Source organism: Sorangium sp. So ce381, from assembly GCF_051473845.1.
Taxonomy (GTDB): Bacteria; Myxococcota_A; Polyangia; order Polyangiales; family Polyangiaceae; genus Sorangium; species Sorangium atrum.
Map to the genome: position 1 here is coordinate 12,277,148 of NZ_CP150336.1, position 19,548 is coordinate 12,296,695.

Consider the following 19,548-nt stretch of genomic DNA (forward strand, 5'->3'; position numbering starts at 1 on the left):
AACTTGATAGATGGAGTGGTGTAGATCTGATTGGTACTATGGAATCTGCACGCCAGTTCGCTCTCCTCGCTTGCGTGGCTGTGTCGTTCTCGCAGGCTGCTTGCGTGGCGTCTGCCGAGCTCGAAGGGGATGACGAGGCGGTGGCGGAGGCCGAGCAGGAGGTCACGATTCACAACGCGCTGACGGCCAACGCGTTGACGGCCAACGCGCTGACGGCCAATGCGTTGACCGCCAACGCGCTGACGGCCAACGCGCTGACGGCCAACGCGCTGACCGCCAACTCGCTGACGAGAGGCGCGCTCCGTGATCCCGTGTCGAGGGAGCTCCTCAGCTTCATTGTGAGCTGCGCTCTCCCCGAGGAGGACAGCATCGAGGTCAAGGTCGATGGGGTGTCCTACAGCTTTGACGGGGATCTCGGGCTCGCGCCCGAGTGGGGCAAGAAGCGCGGCTCGTGTGATGAAAACTGCCAGGAGTGGGTCTCCGCGTGCCTGCTGGCGCGCGTGAACTACCGGGGCGAGCACGTCATGATCTCGCTCCGCGGAAAGAACCCGGCGCTCTCGTCCACGAAGTGGGAGCGGGCGAGGTACGACACCCCGGAGGCGACCTACTTCGGCAACGTCTTCCACAAGCCGCAGAGCCTCTTCGCCTGCCTCGCGCCGGGCAAGAGGTCGATCCCGCGCGTCTGCGGGCCCTCGCTCGACAACTGCCCGATCGATGTCGTGGGCGAATGTGAGGACGTGTGCGATGGGCCGAAGCAGGACGGCAGCTTCTCGGACTGCCACGACCGCGAGCCGCTCAAGCTGCCGTGCGGCGCCCACGTCTTTCCGCGCGGCACCGATCGCTACAAGGCTTCAGTGTCCGTCTTCCTCGAGTAGCATCGAGCCGCGTGGATTCCGGCGCAGTCCTCGCGAGCCGCTTCGTCGTCGAGCAGCAGGTCGCGGCCGGGGGGATGGGGACGGTCTATCGCGCGCACGACCGCCTCGACGCCCGCCCGGTCGCCCTCAAGGTCCTCCACAGCCGCGAGGCGTTCGACGTCGAGCGGTTCGAGCGCGAGGCGCAGATCCTCGCCGAGCTGAGCCACCCCGGGATCGTGCGGTATGTCGCGCACGGGCGAACCGCCGCCGGGGACCACTACCTCGCCATGGAGTGGCTGGAGGGGGAGGACCTGGCGGCGTGCCTCGCGCGCCGGCAGCTCGCGCTCGGAGAGAGCCTCGCGGTGCTGCGCAGGACGGCGGACGCGCTCGCCTTCGCGCACTCGCGCGGGATCATCCACCGCGACGTCAAGCCGAGCAACATCTTCCTCGTCGCCGGCGATGTCGGCCAGCTCAGGCTCGTCGACTTCGGGATCGCGCGCCCCGACGGGGAGTCGCGCCGGCTCACCTACACGGGCGGGATCCTCGGAACCCCGGGGTACATCGCGCCCGAGCAGATCGAGGGCGGGGGCGCCCTCGACGCGCGGGCGGACGTGTTCTCGCTCGCGTGCGTCTTCTACGAGTGCGTCGCGGGGCGCCCGGCCTTCGAGGGGGCGCACGTCATGGCGGCGCTCGCCAAGCTCCTGTTCCAGCAGACGCCCCGGCTGCGCGACGTCCGCGCGGACGTCCCGGAGCCGCTGGAGCGCCTCATGGACCGGATGATGGCGAAGAACCCCGAGGACCGGCCGCGCGACTGCGGCGACGTCGGGGTCGAGCTCGCGCAGATCGCGGAGGCGCTCGACGCCTGGGCGACGCCGCGGCCCGCCACGCTCGCCTCGCCGCGCGACGCGACCATGCGCTCGGCGCGGGTCGACGGGTTCCTCACGCGCAGCGAGCAGCGGCTCGTGTCCCTCGTGCTCGCCGGCGAGCCGGACGACGTGCAGATGAGCGTCGCGGCGGCCGGCGGCGTGCCGAGCGCCTCGGACGTCTCGAGCGTGCTGCAGGAGCTCTCGAGCGAGGGCCCGGGCTCCGCGGTGCCGCGCTCCGAGGTGCGGGCCGCGGTGGAGCCCTACGGCGCGCACATCACGGAGATCTCGCGAGGTTCGCTCATCGCGATCCTCGCCGGCGCTGGGAGCGCCGTGGACCGGGCCGAGCGGGCGGCGCGGTGCGCGCTCGCGCTGCGCGCGCGGTTCCCCGGCATCCCGCTCGCCGTCGCCACCGGGCGCGGGGTGTCGTCGGCGAAGCTCATCGAGGGCGACGTCATCGACCGCGGGGTGCGCGCCCTGCGGGCCGCGCACGCCGGGGCGGTCCGGCTCGACGACGTGACCGCCAGCGTCGTCGGCGGCCGCCTCAAGGTGGAGAGCGACGAGAACGGGCCGTTCCTCGCGACCGAGACGGCGGCCGACGAGAGCGTCCCCGTCCTGCTCGGCAAGCCGAGCGTCTGGGTCGGCCGCATCCGCGAGCTGTCCATGCTGGAGGGCGTGTTCTCCGGGTGCGTGAGCGAGTCGCTGGCGAGCGCGGTGCTCGTCATCGGCGCGGCGGGGTCCGGGAAGTCGCGGCTCCGCCTGGAGTTCCTCACCCGGGTGCGGCGCCAGTTCGGGTCGGTGGAGATCCTCTCCGGGCGGGCCGAGTCGATGGCCGCGGGGTCTCCGTTCGGCCTCATCGCCGACGCGATCCAGAAGGCGGCGGGGATGCGCGAGGGCGAGCCGGTGGAGGCCCGGCGGCGCAAGCTGACGCGCCGGCTGGGGCGCCACGTGAGCGGCGAGGCGCTGAGCCGGATCTCGGCCTTCCTGGGCGAGCTCTCGCGGACGCCGTTCCCCGACGGCGAGACGAGCGGGCTGCGCGCGGCGCGCGACAACGCGATGCTCATGGCCGACGCGACGCGCGCGGCGTGGGAGGACTGGCTCGCCGCCGAGTGCGCGGCGCAGCCGGTGCTGCTCGTGCTCGAGGATCTGCACTTCGGCGATCCGGCGACCGTGCGCCTCATCGATCAGACGCTCCGGAACCTCCGGGACCTGCCGCTCATGCTGCTCGCGCTGGCCCGGCCCGAGGTGAGCAAGCAGTTCCCCGGGCTGTGGACCGACCGGGAGGTGCAGACGATCAAGCTCGGGCCGCTGCCCGCCAAGGCGAGCGAGCGCATGGTGCGGAGCGCGCTCGGCGAGGAGACGCCCGCCGAGACGGTGGCCCGGGTCGTGGACCGGGCCGACGGCAACCCGTTCTACCTGGAGGAGCTCATCCGCGCGGTCGCGACGGGCAAGGGGGACGTGCTGCCCGACTCGGTGCTGGGCACGGTCGAGGCGCGGCTCGACGCCGAGGGCCACGAGGCGAAGCGCGTGCTGCGGGCGGCGAGCATCTTCGGCGACCGCTTCTCGAAGCTCGCGGTGGCGGCGCTGCTCGGCGGCGCGACGCGGGTGAAGGAGACCGAGACGTGGCTCGACGCGCTCGCGGCGCGGGAGCTCATCGCCCCGGTCTCGACGCCGGGGTGGCTCATCCCGACGGACTACGTGTTCCGCCACGCGATCGTGCGCGAGGCCGCGTACGCGATGCTCACGGAGCCGGACCGCGCCCTCGGCCACAAGCTGGCCGGCGAGTGGCTCGAGCGCAGCGGGCACACCGACGCGATGGCGCTCGCGGAGCACTTCCGGCGCGGCGGCGAGCCGGGGCGCGCGGTGCGGTGGTACCGGAGGGCCGCGGAGCAGGCGCTCGAGGCGAACGATCTGACGAGCGCGCTCGCGCGCGCCGAGATGGGCGTCCAGTGCGGGGCGGCCGACGAGGAGCTCGGGCGGCTGCGGCTCGTGGAGGCCGAGATCGGGCTGTGGCAGGGAGAGGCCGTGCTCGCCGTGCAGCGCGGCACCGAGGCGGCGAGCCTCGTCCGGACCGGCAGCTCGCCGTGGTTCCGCGCCATCGGGCAGGTGATCATCGCCGAGGGGAAGCTCGGTCACTTCGATCGCGTCGAGGCGTGGGCGACGCGCGCGGCCGAGGCGGCGGGCGCGATCAGCGCGCGGATCATGTGCCTGTGCGACGCCGCGACGTTCCTGAGCTTCGGCGGCCGCTACGCGGCGGCCGACGCGCTGATCCAGATGCTCGAGGTGGTCGCGAGCGAGCCCGCCGGGCTCGAGCCGCAGGCGGCGGGACTCTACCAGCAGGCGCGCGCGGTCCGGGCGAACACGAGGGGCGACATCGGGGCCGCGCTGAGCGGGTTCACGGCGGCGCTCGCGGCGTTCGAGCAGGCCGGCGACCGCCGGAACGCCTGCGCGATACGCTCGAACCTGGGCTTCCTGTACGGCGAGCTCGGCGACTTCGAGGTGGCCGAGTCGGCGCTCCGGACGGCGCTCGCCGCGGCGCAGCGCATGGGCCTCGACGACCTGGAGACGGCCGCGAGCCAGAACCTCGGCTACGTCATCGCCCACCTGGGGCAGCTCGAGGAGGCGAAGCTCCTCGAGCAGCGCGCCGCCGCGGCGTTCCAGCAGCAGGGCGACCGGCGCATGGAGGGCGTGACGCTGACGTACATGGCGAAGATCATGCTCCTGTCGGGCGATCCCGTGGCCGCCGAGCGCGAGGCGCGCGCCGCGGTCGCGACGCTGGCGGTGGCGCCTCCGCTCCGCGCCGCCGCCGTGGCGGTGCTCTCGCGCGCGCTGCTCGCGCAGGGCCGCCCGGAGGAGGCGCTGCCGGCGGCGCGCGAGGCGTTCGTGCAGCTCGAGGAGGCGGGCTCGCTCGAGGAGGGCGAGTCGCTGGTGCGGCTCGCCTACGCCGAGGCGCTCGCGGCGGCGGGCGCCGCGCGCGAGGCGGCGGAGGCGCTCGCCGTCGCGCGCCAGCACCTGCTCGACCGCGCGGCGAAGATCAGCGACGCGGCCTTTCGGGAGCGGTTCCTGACGTGCGTGCCCGACAACGCGAGGACCCTCGCGCTCGCTGCCGCCGGGTGACACGTCACGGGGCGGCGGCGCCGGGGCGGCTTGCCTACGCCGGCTGCGTCGGCTGATCCAGGGCGGCCTCCGCCGCTTCTCGCTCGGCGAGGGCGGCGGCGTGGCGGCGCAGCCGGTCGCCCATCACGTTCGGGATGCGCTCCGCGGCCTCGAGCGCGGCCGAGAGCGCGCCGCGCGCGGCGGCGAGCCGGCCGCGGCGCAGCGCGGTCACCGCGCGGATCTCGAGGACCTCGATGTGCTCCTGGCCCACGGAGCTCTGCGCCGAGCGGTCCACGAGGGCGTCCCACGCGGCGTCGTCCGCGGCGCCCCTGTCCTGCGTGGCCAGATCGATCATGGCGCAGAGCACCTCCTCCGAGGGGACCATCAGCGCGTCGGCCTGGCCGTCCTCGCGGGCTCGCTCCTGCATCTCGCGCATCTGCTCGAACAGCGCGCGCGCCTCGGCCTGCTCGCCGCAATAGAAGAGGAACCGGGTCTTGAGGAGCAGCGCGACCGGCCGGCACGTCCCGCAGAACCGGTGCCGCTCGATCTCGAGCGCGCGATCGATGTGCGGCCCCGCCGCCGCGAGGTCGTCCATGAGGTAGAGGTACTCGCCGAGGTTGTACTCGCCGACCCGCTCCAGCGCGCCCTGGCCGAGGTCGCGCGCGAGCGCGAGCACCCGCTCGAGGTCGGCGATCATCCGGGCCTTGTCGCCGCGGCACGCCCAGAGGAGCGCGCGGTTGTTCGTCACGACGCAGAGGTGCAGCGTGTCGTGGTGCGCCTCGCAGAGCGCGATCGCCCGGCCGAGCGCGTCCTCCGCGTCGTCGAGCCGGCCGAGCCCCTGGAGGACGAAGCCGAGCATGAGCAGCGAGATGACGAGCGTCTCGTACCCTTCGTCGCCGAGCGAGGCGGCCGACGCCGCCGCGCGCTCGAGCGCGGCGGCCGCCTCTTCCTCCTGGCTGAAGCGGTGGAGCGTGCGCCCGGCGCCGAGCGCGAGGCGCGCGGTGAGCGCCGGCGACAGCGTGATCTCTTCGGCGAGCACGCCCGCCTCCTCGACGCGCTCCTCGGAGCTCTTGAACTCGTCCATCCAGTCGAGCGCGGTGGCCTCGTCGAGCAGGATGTCGATCTGCGCCGGGATGTCGCCGCGCGCCCGCGCGATGGCCCGCGCGCTGGCGAAGTCGGCGAGCGCGTCGTGGTAGCGGCCGAGGCGGTAGCGCATGAGGCCGCGGCCCCGGTGCGCGGCCGCGCGATCGGGGCGCGCCCCGTCCGGCGCGCGGCGGCTGGGCGGGCCTCCGCCCGGGGCCGTCGGCTCGATCGGCTGCTCCAGGGCGCGGCTGTAGAGCGTCTCCGCGTCGAGGTAGGCGTGCCGGGCGCGCGCGCGCTCCGCCAGGGTGAGGTAGGCGATCTCGGCGATCTCGCCGAGGCCCGCCTGGGCGGCGTGGTACGCGAACGGGATGAGGCGCTCGTTCTTGAGGTGCGGCGCGTCGCGCTCGCCGGCCTCGTCGCTCGCGGCGTCGCGGTGCAGCTTGAACGCCGCGAGGTGGACGCGCCGGCGGAGCGGCTCGGGCGCGCCGCGGGCCACCGCCTCGCGGACCAGCGCGTGACGGAAGCCGATGCGGCCCCGCCGGTCCTGGACGAGGAGGCCCGCGGCGATCAGCCGCTTCACGGCGACCGCGGCGTCGAGCGGGAGGTCGTCGGCCTCGCCGTGCTCGTCGAGCCGGTGGAGCACGCCGGCCACCTCCGCGACCGCGACGTCGGGGCCGAGCAGCGCGATGAGCCGCGCGTGCGCCTGGAGCGCGGGCGGGAGCGCGTCGATCTCGCCGAGGGCCAGCCAGTCGAGGAGCGGCATGTCGGGGAGCCGATCGAGCTCGTCGGTGGCGAGGTACCACGCGTCGCCGCGCGGGTGCCGGCGCACGACGCCCCCGCGCTTGAGGCCGCGCACGAGCTCGATGAGCAGGAGCGGGACGCCCTGCGCGCGCTCGACGAGGTGCGCGACCGCGGGCTCGGGCACGTCCTCCGCGGGCAGGAGCAGCCGCCGGCACAGGGAGATCGCGCTGTCGCGATCGAGCGCCTCGAGGCGGTACGTCTCGCGGCGCGCGGCGCGCTCGCCGAAGGAGGGGCGCGCGCTCTCGAAGCTCGGCCGCCCGAACGCGCAGATGAAGAGCGGCGCCTGCGCCTCGGCGAGCGCCGCGTACTCGAGCGCGGCGAGCGCCGCGTCGTCGGCCACGTGCGCGTCGTCGAGCACCACGAAGAGCGGCGTCCTTCGCGATCGCCGGCGGAGGGCCTCGCCGGCGGCCACGGAGAGCGCGGCGCGGAGCGCGCCGGGCGCCGCGGAGAGCGCGCGGAGCTCCGGGTAACGCTCCTCGGCGAGCGGGTCGTCGCTGATCCAGCCGAGCGCGAGCGCCACGGCGGCCCCGAGCCGCTCCTGCTGCGCGCCCGCGAGGCGGCGCCGGAGGAGCGCGCTGCCGCCGTCCGCCGGAGGGGACGACGGCAGCGCGAGCGCCCGCTGAAGGATCTCCCGGACGACGCGATCGGCCCCGCCGGCGACCGGCTCGCCGGTCCGGAGCTCGATCACCTGGGCGCGCCCCTCGATCGCGCGCAGCCGCTGCGCGAGCGCGCCGGCGAGGCGGCTCTTGCCGTGGCCGGCCACGCCGATGACGCTGGCGATGGTGGGCGTCGCGGTCGCCACCGCGTCGCGCGCGCCCGCGACCAGCGCGTCGAGCACGTCGCTCCGGCCGAAGAGCGGCTGGGAGCTCGAGTCGAACGCGGTGTCGGCGTCGGGCTGGGCGGCCGCCTGCCCGGGCCTGACGGAGGCCGGTCCTGGCGGGGGGAGGCCATCGCCCGGGGCCTGGGAGGCGTCGTCGCCGAGCGCCGCCGCGGCCGCCGAGGACAGGGTGAGGCCCGCAGGGCCGCCCGCCGCGAACCGGTCCTCCCGGTGGAAGAGCGGGCTCAGGAACCGCCGCGTGCCGTCGGGCCGCGGCTGGACGGAGACGGTCGCGAGGTCGAGCAGCCCGCGGGAGAGGACGCGCTGCTGCTCGAGCTCGCGGCCGGCGTGCGCCGCGCGGCGCAGCGGGCTCGCGCCGTCCGCGTGATCGAAGACGGCGACGAAGCGGCCGCCCGCGGCGTGGGCGAGCTCCCCGCCCAGGGCGCTGAGCCTGCGCTGGAGGGCCACGACGTCGAGCTCGGCCTCGAAGAAGAGGAGCGCGACGGCGCGCCGCTCGACGCTGCGAGCGCTCGGCGGCGGCGGCTCCGTGGTGGGACGCCGGAGGCGCGAGGGGCGGCGCTCCTGGCCGCGCTCGAAGCTCTCCAGGGCGGCGCCGAGCGCCGCGGCGCTCGCGAAGCGCTGGCCCCTGTCCTTCGCGAGGCACCGGAGCACGATCTCCTCGAGCGAGCGCGAGATCGGCGCGATCAGGGAGGGCCGCGGGGGGCGGCGGCTCATGTGGTCCTGCCGCACCAGGGCGGGAGGTCCCCAGAACGGCGGCTTGCCGGTGAGCAGCTCGAACAGCACGGCGCCGAGGGCGTACACGTCCGCGCGCGCGTCGACGTCGCCGCGGCCGTCGCACTGCTCGGGGGCCATGTACTCGGCGGTGCCGGGCGCGTCGCTCTCGGCGGTGATGCGGGGCGACGGCTCGTGGTGCCCCGCGGCGAGGCCGAGATCGATGATGGTGGCGCGGTGCCCGCCGTCGCCGGCGCGCGGGGCGAGCGGCGCGCCGGAGACGAAGATGTTCTCCGGCTTGACGTCGCGGTGCACGTAGCCGCGCGCGTGGATCGCCTCGAGGGCCCGGAGCGCGGCGCGCGCGAGGGCGCACGCCTCGCGCGCCGGCATCGGCACGGCGACCCCGCGCGCCACGAGCCGGTGGGCGAGCGTGGGGCCGTCGAGGTACTCCATGACGAAGTACGGCGCGCCCGAGGCGAGCTGGCCGCACCCGTAGACGGCGGGCACGTGGGGCGGCCCGACGTCGTAGAGGGCCCGCATCTCCTTGACGAGGCGGGCGCTCGCGTCCGGCCGGTCGGCGCGCGCGACCTTGATCGCCACGGTCGGGCCGCCCTCCTCGGGCTCGGCCGCGAACACGGCCCCGAACCCGCCTGCGCCGGCGAGCCGGACGCCCCGGTAGCCTTCGATGCTGGGCAGAGCGGCCGCGCTGAGCCAGCTGCCGCTGGGCTCGTCCGCGCCGCCGGGCGCTACGGGCTCTGGGCTGCCCTGCCGCGCCACGGGGCCGTGCTCCGGACACCCCGGATCCGCGTGCGCGACGCGCCTGCCGCACTCCTTGCACCGCGCGGTGGGCGCCCCGGAGCGAGCCGCGCTTCCGCCTCGACGAGCATCGGGCAACATGGGGGCCTCATGGCAGGAACGTCGTAATCACCGCGGGCCACGACTCGCCTCGATCGTCGGTGCAGCTCGGGCGATAGCCGTCGGCTGCGCTGAGCGCGTCACACGCGAGATCGCATGAGCCCACGATGTGAATGTTCGGGCATTCCCGGACGCCCCCTTCGGGCTCGGGGAGCCCCGCGGCGCAGTCCCTGCTGAGGGCCCGAGAGCTCTCCACGTTCGATTCTTTGTAGCAGGCATAGAGGCGGGGGGGCGTCGCGAACAGATTGCCCCAGAACGCGCCTTCCTCCATCGGATACGACTCGACCTCGCTCGCGTCCGGGTGCCTGAGGGCGAGGTGCGCCGCGCGCGACGAGATCATCACGGAGACGCCGGTCCGGTTGGCGCGCGACGCCACGCAGGCCGAGACCCACTGCTCCCGGGACTCGCTCAGCGGCGCGATGGCCCAGCTCGCAGCGAGCCCGAGGTACCCCGGGTAGACCTCCTCGCGCAGCTCGCCGAGCTCGTCGCGCCACGAGAACCTGAACGATTGCGACGGGGTCAGCGCGCAGCCGACGATGTATTGAAGGAGCTGCCGGGACATCGCGCCGAGCTCTCCTGGGCGGGTGATGGCGGCGCGGACCGCCGCCGAGAGGGCGCTCAAGGCGAGTCTGTTCGGGGCGAGCGCAATCGGGTTGAGGGCGTTCGGGTTCAGCGCGTTCGGGTTGAGGGCGTTCGGGTTCAGCGCGTTCGGATTCAGCGCGTTGTGATTCAGGAGCGCACTTGAGACCTCGTCGACCGACCCCCACTCCGCGGGAAATCCGTCGCTGCCACCGCAGCACGGCACTGAAGCCAACAGAAATGTGTGCGCGCACAGCGCTCGGATTCGCCTCTTCATCTGTCCCCCTCCCCGCCCGTTCTGCTAGCAGATGGAATAGGCTACCGTAAGGATAACGATGGATTTACTGTACCACTTGGCGAAGCGACGTGTAGCGCCAACCCGGCCGTCTGGCGCGGAGAAAATCATCGCTCGGGTGAGCCCTTAGTCGCATCGGGGGGGTTATGACGATGGATGCTTTGGCGACGCGAGATACACGAGATAACGAGACGCGGGCATTTTCACTGGAGGAGAGGTCCTTTTCCCGAGGCGAGCTGCCGTGCGGCTCGCGGGCGGGCGAGTACGGCATTGTGTCGCCCATCGCCCGGGGCGGATGTGGGGCCGTCTACGAGGCGATTCACCTTCGGACCGGCGCGCGGGTGGCGATGAAGGTGCTCCACGGGACGCTCGCCGCGTCGCCGAAGATGGTGAAGCGCTTCCTGCGCGAGGTCGAGGTGGTGCGGCTGCTCAACCACCCCGGGATCGTCGAGATTCATGACGCCGGCGAGCTCGCGGACGGCCGGCCCTTTTATGTGATGGAGCACCTCGACGGGGTGACGCTCGACGTGCTCCTCCGGCAGGAGGGGCGGCTGTCGCCGGAGCAGGCGCTCGAGCTGCTCGAGCCGGTCTGCTCGGCGCTCGACGCGGCGCACGCGGCCGGGATCATCCATCGCGACGTGAAGGGCAGCAACATCTTCGTCTCGCGGGGCGCCCCGCGGGCGGTCAAGCTCCTCGATTTCGGGATCGCCAAGCTGATGGAGCCGGACGAGGCGGCGAGCGGCTTCACCACGGCGGGGAGGGCGCCCGGCACCCTCACGATCATGGCGCCCGAGCAGATCCTCGGCGGCGTCCTCGACGCGCGCGTGGACGTGTACGCGCTCGGCGTCCTGCTGCACAGGCTCCTCACCGGCAAGCTCCCGTTCTACTCGCCGGACGCGACCGAGCTGCTCCGGCAGCACCTGGAGGAGCCCGCGCCGCGCCCGAGCCGGCGGACCCCGCTGCCGCCCGCGCTCGACGCGGTGGTGCTGCGCTGCATGGAGAAGCAGCCGGAGCACCGCTACCCTTCGGTGAAGAGCTTCCTCCACACGCTCCGCGAGGCGGTCGGCGAGCCGACGTCGGGGCGGAGCAGCATGCCGGAGCTCCAGACCGACGCGATCGCGATCTACCTCGATCTCCGGGTGCGCACCGACGCCGACGATCTCGACGACGCGCTCGCCGAGGAGCTCGGCCTCGTGCTCGACCTCGCGGAGGAGCGCCTCCGGGACGCCGGGCTCACGCTGGTCTCCGTGACCGGCAGCGAGATCCTCGCCGTGCGCCTCCTCTCCAGCGAGCTGCGGGAGTCGCTGATCGAGCGCGCGGCCGTGATCGAGATCGCCTCCTCGCTCCACGAGGAGATCGCGCTGAGGAGCGGCCCGGACACGCGCGTGCACACGAACCTGTGCCTGCACGCCGGGCAGGTCGTGGTGCGCTCGGCGATCCATCCGGAGATCATCGGCGGCGACCTGGCCCGGGTCGGGGCGTGGGCGCCCGTCGACTCGGTGCAAGGGCTCTGCGCGACGGAGGCGGCGGTCCGCGGGATCGGCGGACTCGATCTCTCCGCGGGGCCGCCCGGGCTCCTGCTGATCGGCGAGCTCTCCGGGCACTGCTCCTCGCCGGCGCCCACGCTGCGGTGCCGCGCGCTCTGACGCGGAGGGCGCGCGGCGAGCGTCGGGGAGGCCCGCGCCGCGCCCCTGCGACGTGCGATGTCAGGCGGGCGACGGGCGCGCGCTCGGCGTGGACCCCCTGGCCGACTCGGGAGCTCCCGGAGCCGATATGACGACGCAAAAACGAGCGAGAGGCGATTGCCGCTCGAAGATAGGTGCCATTATAAGGGCCGCCCGCGGGTCGCTCGACCTCGCGTCCGCGCCTCGCCGCTCCGGAAAGCTCTCATGTCCATGCGCCTCCAGCAAGCACTCCAGACCCTCCTCGATTCCGCCCCTCTCCTTCGTGACGCGTCGAGCAGCGGTAACGTCCGTGTGCTCGCCTCGCTGCTCGGGCCCGCCTTTCGCGGCTTCGTCCAGCGGCGGGGCAAGGGCGTGGTCTCGACCGATATCTCGGTTGGATACGAGGCCAGCTTTAACTGGAGTTACGGGCGGGACGACCCCGACATGGCGCGGCTCTACCACCTCGCCAAGACGTCCCAGTGGAACGCTGCGACAGACCTCGACTGGTCGCGGAGCGTCGACTGGCTCGACCCGGCAATGCCGCTCTTGCCCGACAGCTGGATGCCGCCGTCCAAGCTGCCCGCCTGGGGCAGGCTCTCCGAGCGGGAGCGGGCGACGCAGCGCCACGGGCTGCTCTCCTGGATGCTGAGCCAGTTCCTGCACGGCGAGCAGGGCGCCTTGTTCGCGGCGTCGCAGATCACGGAGTGCGTGCCGTCGCTCGACGCGAAGCTCTACGGGAGCACGCAGGTCGCCGACGAGGGGCGCCACGTCGAGGTGTTCCACGCGTACCTGACGCAGAAGCTGGAGAAGCTCTACGAGATCAACGACAACCTCTATGTCGTCATCGACGCGATCATGAGCGACGGCCGGTGGGACATGAAGTTCCTCGGCATGCAGATCATGATCGAGGGCCTGGCGCTCGGCGCGTTCGGCTCGATTCGACAGGTGACGAGCGAGCCGCTCCTCAAGGACGTCCTCCGGTCGGTGATCACCGACGAGGCGCGCCACGTCCACTACGGGGTGCTCGCGCTGAGCAGGTTCTACCGCGAGGGCATCGACGAGCGGGCGCGGAGGGAGCGTGAGGACTGGGCGTTCGAGCTGTCGGTGCTCCTGCGCAACCGCTTCCTGGCGCACGAGTTCTATGACGAGTTCTACGCCCACCGCATGACGCGCTTCGCGTGGGACGAGCTCATGCTCCAGAGCGACCTGATGGGGTTCTTCCGCCGGACGATGTTCCGGCGGATCGTGCCGAACCTGAAGCGGATCGGCCTCTTGTCCGCGCGGATGCGGCCGCGCTACGCCTCGCTCGGCCTGCTCGAGTACGAGCACGGGCGGGCGGCCAGCGAGCTGACGGCCAAGGAGCTGCTCGACGACGCGTGAGGCGAGGGCGTCCGAGGGCGGAAGAGGCGGACGCCCGCGCCGGCCCGGGGAGCGATCAGCAGGTGGATCTGACGCAGGCCGAGAGCTCGACGCCGCACTGCCTCTGGATGCAGGCGAAGTCGCCGTTGCAGACGGCGAGCGACCTGAAGGCGCACCCGAGGACCTGATCGGCGAAAAACTGAGCGTTGGGGCAGCCCCGCGAGACGCAGCTGGAGACGCACGCGACGCTGAATTCCGGCGGCATCCGCTCCCTGTCGATGCACCGGGCGGCGCAGGTGACCACCTCCTGGCAGTCCATGGGCTCGCACGCGCCGCAGTCCTGGGGACAGAGGCTGCAGGTCTCGAAGCTCTCGCAGACGCCGTTCGAGCACACGGCGCACACGCCGCAGTCGCGCTGGCAGGACGCGCACGTCTCCGTCCCCGAGCAGATGCCGTCGCCGCACGTGGCGCAGGCGCCGCAGTCGTCCGGGCAAGAGAAGCAGCTCTCCAGCCCGGTGTTGCACACGCCGTTGCCGCAGGCCTCGCAGACGCCGCAGTCGGGGGCGCACGAGCGGCAGTCCTCCCGCGGCGAGCAGACACCGTCGCCGCAGCCCTGGCAGACGCCGCAGTCACCCGCGCACGTCGCGCACGTCTCGGCGCCGCTGCACACGCCGTCGCCGCAGTTCGGACACACGCCGCAGTCGTCGGGGCACGTCGAGCACGTCTCGCTCGCCGGATCGCAGGCGGCGTCGCCGCAGCGCGGACACGGGCCGCAGTCCTCCGAGCAGCTCTGGCAGTCCTCTGCGCCGTTACAGGCGCCGTCGCCGCACCCCTGGCAGGTGCCGCAGTCCTCCGAGCAGCTCTGGCAGTCCTCTGCGCCGTTGCAGGCGCCGTCGCCGCACCCCTGGCAGGTGCCGCAGTCGGCGGCGCAGCTCCGGCAGTCCTCCGCGCCGCTGCAGGCGCCGTCGCCGCAGGCCGAGGGCTCGGCGCCGGACGAACCGTCGTACTCCCACGTCTCGGTGCGGCCGCAGCCCGCCCCGAGCGAGGCCCCCGCGAGGGCGACGAGCGCGGACCAGGCGAAGGCGCGCGAGGAGAGGAAGCCAGGGCGATGCCGCCCGGACCGCAGCAGGGAGCTCAGCCGGCTTGTGGTACCCATACGATCAGCCCCGGGGACACGAGAGGTCTGGTTGTCGGAGGGAGCGGGACCGGCTCGCGGGCTGCAGCGGCGCCGCGCCGAGCCGTCCACGGGAAGGCGCGCGGACGGAACATACATGGAGACGGCCCTCGGATGGCGCCAAAGCACAGGCGCGCCGGCGCTGGAGCCGCGGCGGGTGGGGCGGCGGGAGCGCGCGGCACAAAATGAAAGAGGGCGGCGCCTCCGGAGAGGCGTCGCCCAAAGCGCTCCGCGGTGCGCGCTTCACCAAGGAAGCGACGTGCCGCGCAGAGAGCTCACTGCTTGGGGGCGTCCGCCGCGGGGGCCGCCGCCGGGTCGGCCGCGGGGGCCGCCGCCGGGTCAGCCGCGGGGGCCGCCGCCGGGTCGGCCGCGGGGGCCGCCGCCGGGTCAGCCGCCGGAGCCGCGCCCGGGTCGGTCGGGGCCGGGGCGCTGCCGCCGCAGGCGACGACGAGGGACGACACGGCGACGAGCGCAAGAACGAGCTTCTTCATGGAATCCTCCGAAAAAGAGGGCGGTCAGGCCACCCTCACAACCAACAGGCGTGTGAACCGCACGCAAATCCGGCGGCCACCACCCAGACGCCGCGGGGAGCCAGAACGGCTCACAGTTTTTTCGATGAGCCGCCCGGGCCCGACCAGGCGTCTAGAAAAGTGTGGGAAGTTCGGGCTGCTCCTGATGCCGCTCTGGACAGGAGCCGAGGGCTCGGCGCTCCGCCCGGGCCGGCGACCCGCCTCCCGCGAGGGCATCGCGATCACCTTCTGCTGTACATTTCCAGTCATGTCCCCTGGTACGAACGCATGGCTCTGAGACCTCAGCGAGGGCGCTTGCGCCTTGTCGAACCGGTCGTCCCGGCTGCCCCGGCCGCGGAGGCCCAGGAGGACATGGGCGACGCCGGGCCCGCGTTCGCTCCGGACGAGCGGGGCCGCGGCGACGCCCGGCGCGCTCAGGACAGACGGTCCTCCGCCGCGACCGCGCCGGCCGAGCGCGGATCAGGCCTCGCGGAGCTCCCTGACGCGCAGCTCGTGGTGCTCGGCGCCCGCGGGGACGTGAGCGCGCTCGAGCAGCTCTACCGGCGGCACGTCGCCTTCGCCATCCACCTCGCGACGCGCATCGAGGGCTCGGCGCGCGACGTGGAGGACATCGTTCACGACGCGTTCCTCCGCGCTTACGAGCGCCTCGACGATCTCGTGGATCCCGCCGCGTTCCGCGCGTGGCTCGGGTCGATCATCGTCCACAAGGTCCGCTCGCGGATGCGGCGCGCGCGGCTGCTCGGCGTGCTCGGGATGGGCAAGTCGAGCGAGCCGGTCGATCTCGACGCGCTGGCGAGCCCGGCCGCGTCGCCCCACGCGCGCGCGCAGATCGCGCAGATCTACGCCCTGCTCCAGACGTTGCCGGCCGACGACCGGATCGCGTGGATCCTCCGCTCGGTGGAGGGGCACGATCTCGAGACGGTCGCGCAGATGACGGACTGCTCGCTCGCGACCGTCAAGCGGCGCATTTCGCGGGCGCAACACTTCCTCGACGGTCACTTTGTGGATTCAACCAGCAGCGAGGCCTCATCATGAGCCGGCGAGGGCTACCCCGGATCGCCCCGGCAGATCTCCGCGACCACGCGACCGAGGAGCGGATCGCGCGCGTCTGGGACCGCATCGAGCACGACCTCGGGGCGCGCGAGCGCTCGTCGCCGCGGCGCGCGGGCATGGCCGCGATGCTCGCGGCGGCGACGTTCGCGGCGTTCGGCGGCGGCCTGTGGCTCGGCAAGGCGATCTGGAGCGACGAGCGCGCCGCGCCCGCGCCCACCGCCGTGGCGCCGGCCAACGACGCGCCGTCGCTTGTCGACGTGTTCGCCGCGGGCTCGCAGGGGCGCACCTTCCAGCTGCCGGGCGGCGGAACGATCTCGCTGACGGCGGGCACGACCGTCGAGGTCGAGCAGGCGGACGGCGGCGCGCTGACGCTGCGGCTCGTGCAGGGCGAGGCGTGGCTCGACACCGTGAGCGGGACGCGCACGGCGGCGCTCGCGATCGTCGCCGGCGAGGCCCGCCTCGCGGCGGCGGCGGGCAGCGTGCTGCGCGTGAAGCACAACGTCGACGCGATCGACGTCAACGTCGCGGATGGCTCGGTCAAGCTCACGTCGCCGGCCGGCTCGCGGGAGCTCGGGCGCGGCGACGCCGAGGAGGGCGTGCCGATCCGGCAGCGGATCGCGGTCGTGGCGCCGCCGGAGCCCCGGCGCGCCCGCGCCTCGTCGCTCCCGCGCTCGAGCGCGGAGGTGGCGCCGATCGAGCCGCCGCCTGCCGCCGCGCAGGTCGCCGCCGCGCCGGACTGGCGCGCGCGGTACAACGCGGGCAACGTCGCCGAGGCGCTGCAGAGCCTGCAGCAGCAGAGCGGCGGCATCGACGGCGCCATCGCCTCCGCGAAGACGGCGAGGGAGCTGATGGACCTCAGCGATCTGCTGCGCGGGAAGGGCGGCGATCGCGCCGCGGCGATGCGCGCGTTCGCGCGCGTGGTCGAGGGCTTCCCGAGCGACGCGAACGCGCCGATCGCGGCCTACAAGCTCGGCGACATGTACGCGAGCATGGGCGAGCAGGCGCTGGCGGCGAAGTACTACGAGCAGGCGCGCTCGCTGTCGCCCGAGGGCAACCTCGCGGAGGACTCGTTCTGCAAGCGCATCCGCTCCGAGGTGGTCGCGGGCCACAAGGAAGAGGCCTCTCAGATGGCCAAGGAGTATGTGGCCAAGTACCCGGACGGCCGGTGCGAGGACGTCCAGCGGATCGTCTCCGGCGAGTCCGGCGAGGAGGCGGCCGAGGAAGAGGAGCACGCGGCCCCGTCGCCCCAGCCTCCGCCGGCCCCGGACGCGAGCCCGACGCCGTAGAGCGGGGGGCGCCCGTCCACGTCGATCGCGCTCCGCCGGGCGCGGTGGACATGCTTGACACCCCTGGCGGTTCTGCGCTTGCTTGGTCGCTCGCCGCGCCGGAGAACCGCTCAGGATGACCACCGCCGTCCGCACCAGCTCTCTACCCGCTCGTAACGACGTTCAATCGCTCCCGTCGTGGAAGTTGGTGTTGCCCCGAGGCGGCTATGTGTCCTCGATGGAGGCGTTCACCACGGCGATGGGTGTCCCTGGCTTCGTGCTGCTCGATCTGGGCACGCTGGCCGGCGGCAAGGACGCGCACCGCCTCCTCGGGCTGCGGTACCTCATCGCGAACGGCGAGGTGTGGAGGACGCACTTCGGCTGGCAGCGCCCCCTGGAAGCGGCGCTGCGCAGGGCGCTGCTCGACGAGGAGCGGGTGCAGGAGCTCCTCGCGGCGGCGGAGGGCCTGCTCGCGCGGATCAGGGACACGCGCGCGGCGATCACGGCCGCGGACCGAGACGGGTTCGCTCGCTACCTCGAGGGCGGGCTGCTCCGGGCGCTGAAGCGCCGTGATTTCGACGACGAGCGCTTCCTCAAGTTCCTGATCCTGGAGCAGGACGAGCCCTCGCTCCGCGACCAGGCGGCGGAGCACCTGCGCTCCCGGGCCGGTGATCTCCTGCGGGAGGACGCGCAGGTGCTGGATCTCCTGTACGCCGCCGTTTATCGCCTGGACAGCTACCCCGCCACGACGGTGAGCGCGGGCCAGCTCAGGTACATCCTTGTGGCGGACAAGGGGGAGATGGGGGTGCGGGCCACGCGGGAGGCGATCGCGCTCGGCAAGATCCCCGTGGTCCTCTACAGCCTGCAGGACGACGCGAACGCGCTGCAGCTGCGGATCGCGCGGGAGGGCGGCGGGTTCGGGGTGGGGCTCGAGGGGAGCTTCCGCGAGAGCTACGCGAACTTCACCCAGATCGCGGACAAGGTGCGGGCCGAGTTCGAGCGGCGCTTCGGCGACGGCTGGCAGGACGAGCTGTCGCGCGCGGGGCTCTATCCCGGGTACGGCCCGCTCGCGGAGAACGCCGCGGCCATCCGGCACTTCCGCCAGAAGAACATCGTCTTCGTCGGCCCGATGCAGGACGTGGTGGAGAGCGCCGGCGACAAGCGCAAATTCCGCCTGATGGCCCAGGATTTCGACCCGACCGCCGTGACGCCGGGCATCGTCATCGACAGCGACGATCCGGGCGAGATCCAGCGGGTCGTCCTGGAGGCGCACGCGGCTGGGCGCTTCACGTTCCCGGGGCGCCTGAAGGCCGCCAACGGCGGCGGCGGCCGCGGGCAGGCCGTCATCCCGACGGTGGAGCAGGTGCCGCAGGCCATCCAGAAGGTCCTTGGCGAGATCAAGGCGTACAACTGGCAGCCGGGCGTGATGTTCGAGCAGAACATCCCGGAGACGATCCACCTGGAGGTGCAGGTGCTGCGGGATCGCTACGGCAACACGCGGCACTTCGGCATGCGCGACTGCAGCGAGCAGCGCGCGAGCCAGAAGATCCAGGAGGAGGCGCCGCCGGCCCTGCTCCGGCGGTATCCGGGCCTGGAAGAGCGCATCTGCGGGCTCGCGGTGCAGATCGCGGACCGCGTGGGCTACGTGGGCGCGGGCACGGTGGAGCTGATGTTCAAGGAAGGGAAGTTCTACTTCCTCGAGATGAACACGCGGATCCAGGTGGAGCACCCCGTCAGCGAGGAGACTTACGCCATCAAGCGGAAGCGCAGCCGCGTCCCCGTGAACCTCGTCGCGTGGCAGATGCGCATCGCGGACGGGCAGCCCATCGATTTCGAGCAGGACCACGTGGTGCAGACCCACTGCAGCCGCGAGTTCCGCATCAACGCGGAGAGCTGGAATCCCGATCTCAGGGACTCGCGGGACGGCGGCAAAGGGCTGTTCTTGCCCAACGCGGGTATCTTCGATCGCATCGCGCTCCCCGACACCGACGCGATCCGCGAGGCGCTCGAGGAGAAGGGCCTCACCGACCTGAAGGTCCGCTTCGACTGCGGCTTCGAGGCGGGGGACGTCCTCGTGAACAAGGACCCCACGTTCGGCAAGCTCATCGTCTCCGTGAGCTGCAAGGACCCGGAGAGGGCCTATGAGCTCCTGCGGCTCGCGTCCCTCGAGGTGCTGAAGAAGATGAAGATCGAGGGGCGGCAGGTGCGGCCCGACGGGACGCCCATCCAGGGCTCGCCCTTCAAGACGAACCTCCAGGATCACGTGCGCATCCTGAGGATGCCACTGTTCAAGCGCCATTCGAACGACGACGACACAGGTCGTCACGTCAACTGGCTCGTGGCCGCGTTCCGCCAGGAGGCGTGAGCCGGGGCAGGCAGTCGCGCTCCCCTGTGTGGTGAGCGCTGGCAGCGAAATATTACGCGAACGCGCGGCCGCTCTCGTTCGAGAGCGCGCCGCGGCGGATTCG

At 73.1% G+C, this 19,548-nt stretch carries 11 protein-coding genes; 7 read left to right on the forward strand and 4 right to left on the reverse strand.

Translation table 11 applies throughout. From position 1 onward, the window contains the following. The first annotated feature begins 104 nt into the window (after positions 1 to 104). Together WMF29_RS46025 and WMF29_RS46030 are read left to right on the forward strand one after the other, a co-directional pair. The gene (locus WMF29_RS46025) at positions 105 to 875 is read left to right on the forward strand and encodes a hypothetical protein (RefSeq protein ID WP_437326370.1); all 771 of its coding nucleotides are present in this window, start codon (positions 105 to 107) and stop codon (positions 873 to 875) included. An 11-nt stretch (positions 876 to 886) separates the two neighbouring features. After that, the gene (locus tag WMF29_RS46030) at positions 887 to 4,834 is read left to right on the forward strand and encodes a serine/threonine-protein kinase (RefSeq protein ID WP_437326371.1); all 3,948 of its coding nucleotides are present in this window, start codon (positions 887 to 889) and stop codon (positions 4,832 to 4,834) included. 34 nt (positions 4,835 to 4,868) lie between these two features. Here WMF29_RS46030 and WMF29_RS46035 read toward each other — a convergent pair whose 3' ends face one another. Beyond that, complete coding sequence (locus WMF29_RS46035; RefSeq protein ID WP_437326372.1) at positions 4,869 to 9,143, reverse strand: serine/threonine-protein kinase; 4,275 nt, start codon at positions 9,141 to 9,143, stop codon at positions 4,869 to 4,871. A gap of 7 nt (positions 9,144 to 9,150) precedes the next feature. Beyond that, positions 9,151 to 10,017: a hypothetical protein gene (locus WMF29_RS46040; protein ID WP_437326373.1), complete on the reverse strand. Its 867-nt coding sequence runs from the start codon at positions 10,015 to 10,017 to the stop codon at positions 9,151 to 9,153. A 290-nt stretch (positions 10,018 to 10,307) separates the two neighbouring features. Between WMF29_RS46040 and WMF29_RS46045 the strand changes: the two genes are divergently transcribed. Both WMF29_RS46045 and WMF29_RS46050 read left to right on the forward strand, forming a co-directional pair. Beyond that, complete coding sequence (locus WMF29_RS46045; RefSeq protein ID WP_437326374.1) at positions 10,308 to 11,681, forward strand: serine/threonine-protein kinase; 1,374 nt, start codon at positions 10,308 to 10,310, stop codon at positions 11,679 to 11,681. Between the two features lie 243 nt (positions 11,682 to 11,924). Then, positions 11,925 to 13,079, forward strand: a complete 1,155-nt coding sequence (locus WMF29_RS46050) for a ferritin-like domain-containing protein (RefSeq protein ID WP_437326375.1) — start codon at positions 11,925 to 11,927, stop codon at positions 13,077 to 13,079. Positions 13,080 to 13,134: 55 nt separating this feature from the next. Here the strand turns inward: WMF29_RS46050 and WMF29_RS46055 are convergent, their stop codons facing one another. Next, positions 13,135 to 14,214 carry a hypothetical protein gene (locus WMF29_RS46055; RefSeq protein ID WP_437326376.1) on the reverse strand — a complete coding sequence of 360 codons (1,080 nt, stop codon included), beginning with the start codon at positions 14,212 to 14,214 and terminating at the stop codon, positions 13,135 to 13,137. 293 nt (positions 14,215 to 14,507) lie between these two features. Then, the gene (locus WMF29_RS46060) at positions 14,508 to 14,723 is read right to left on the reverse strand and encodes a hypothetical protein (RefSeq protein ID WP_272096458.1); all 216 of its coding nucleotides are present in this window, start codon (positions 14,721 to 14,723) and stop codon (positions 14,508 to 14,510) included. Between the two features lie 333 nt (positions 14,724 to 15,056). Here WMF29_RS46060 and WMF29_RS46065 point away from each other — a divergent pair, with 333 nt between their 5' ends. The 3 genes from WMF29_RS46065 (at position 15,057) to WMF29_RS46075 (ending at position 19,445) form a co-directional block, all read left to right on the forward strand. Beyond that, on the forward strand, positions 15,057 to 15,797 hold the full coding sequence (locus WMF29_RS46065; RefSeq protein ID WP_437326377.1) for an RNA polymerase sigma factor: 741 nt from the start codon (positions 15,057 to 15,059) through the stop codon (positions 15,795 to 15,797). After that, on the forward strand, positions 15,794 to 17,101 hold the full coding sequence (locus WMF29_RS46070) for a FecR domain-containing protein (protein WP_437326378.1): 1,308 nt from the start codon (positions 15,794 to 15,796) through the stop codon (positions 17,099 to 17,101). The genes WMF29_RS46065 and WMF29_RS46070 overlap by 4 nt, the downstream gene beginning before the upstream one ends. 217 nt (positions 17,102 to 17,318) lie before the next feature. Continuing rightward, positions 17,319 to 19,445 (forward strand): biotin carboxylase N-terminal domain-containing protein, encoded by a 2,127-nt coding sequence (locus WMF29_RS46075; RefSeq protein WP_437326379.1) that lies wholly within the window; start codon positions 17,319 to 17,321, stop codon positions 19,443 to 19,445. Positions 19,446 to 19,548 lie beyond the last annotated feature (103 nt).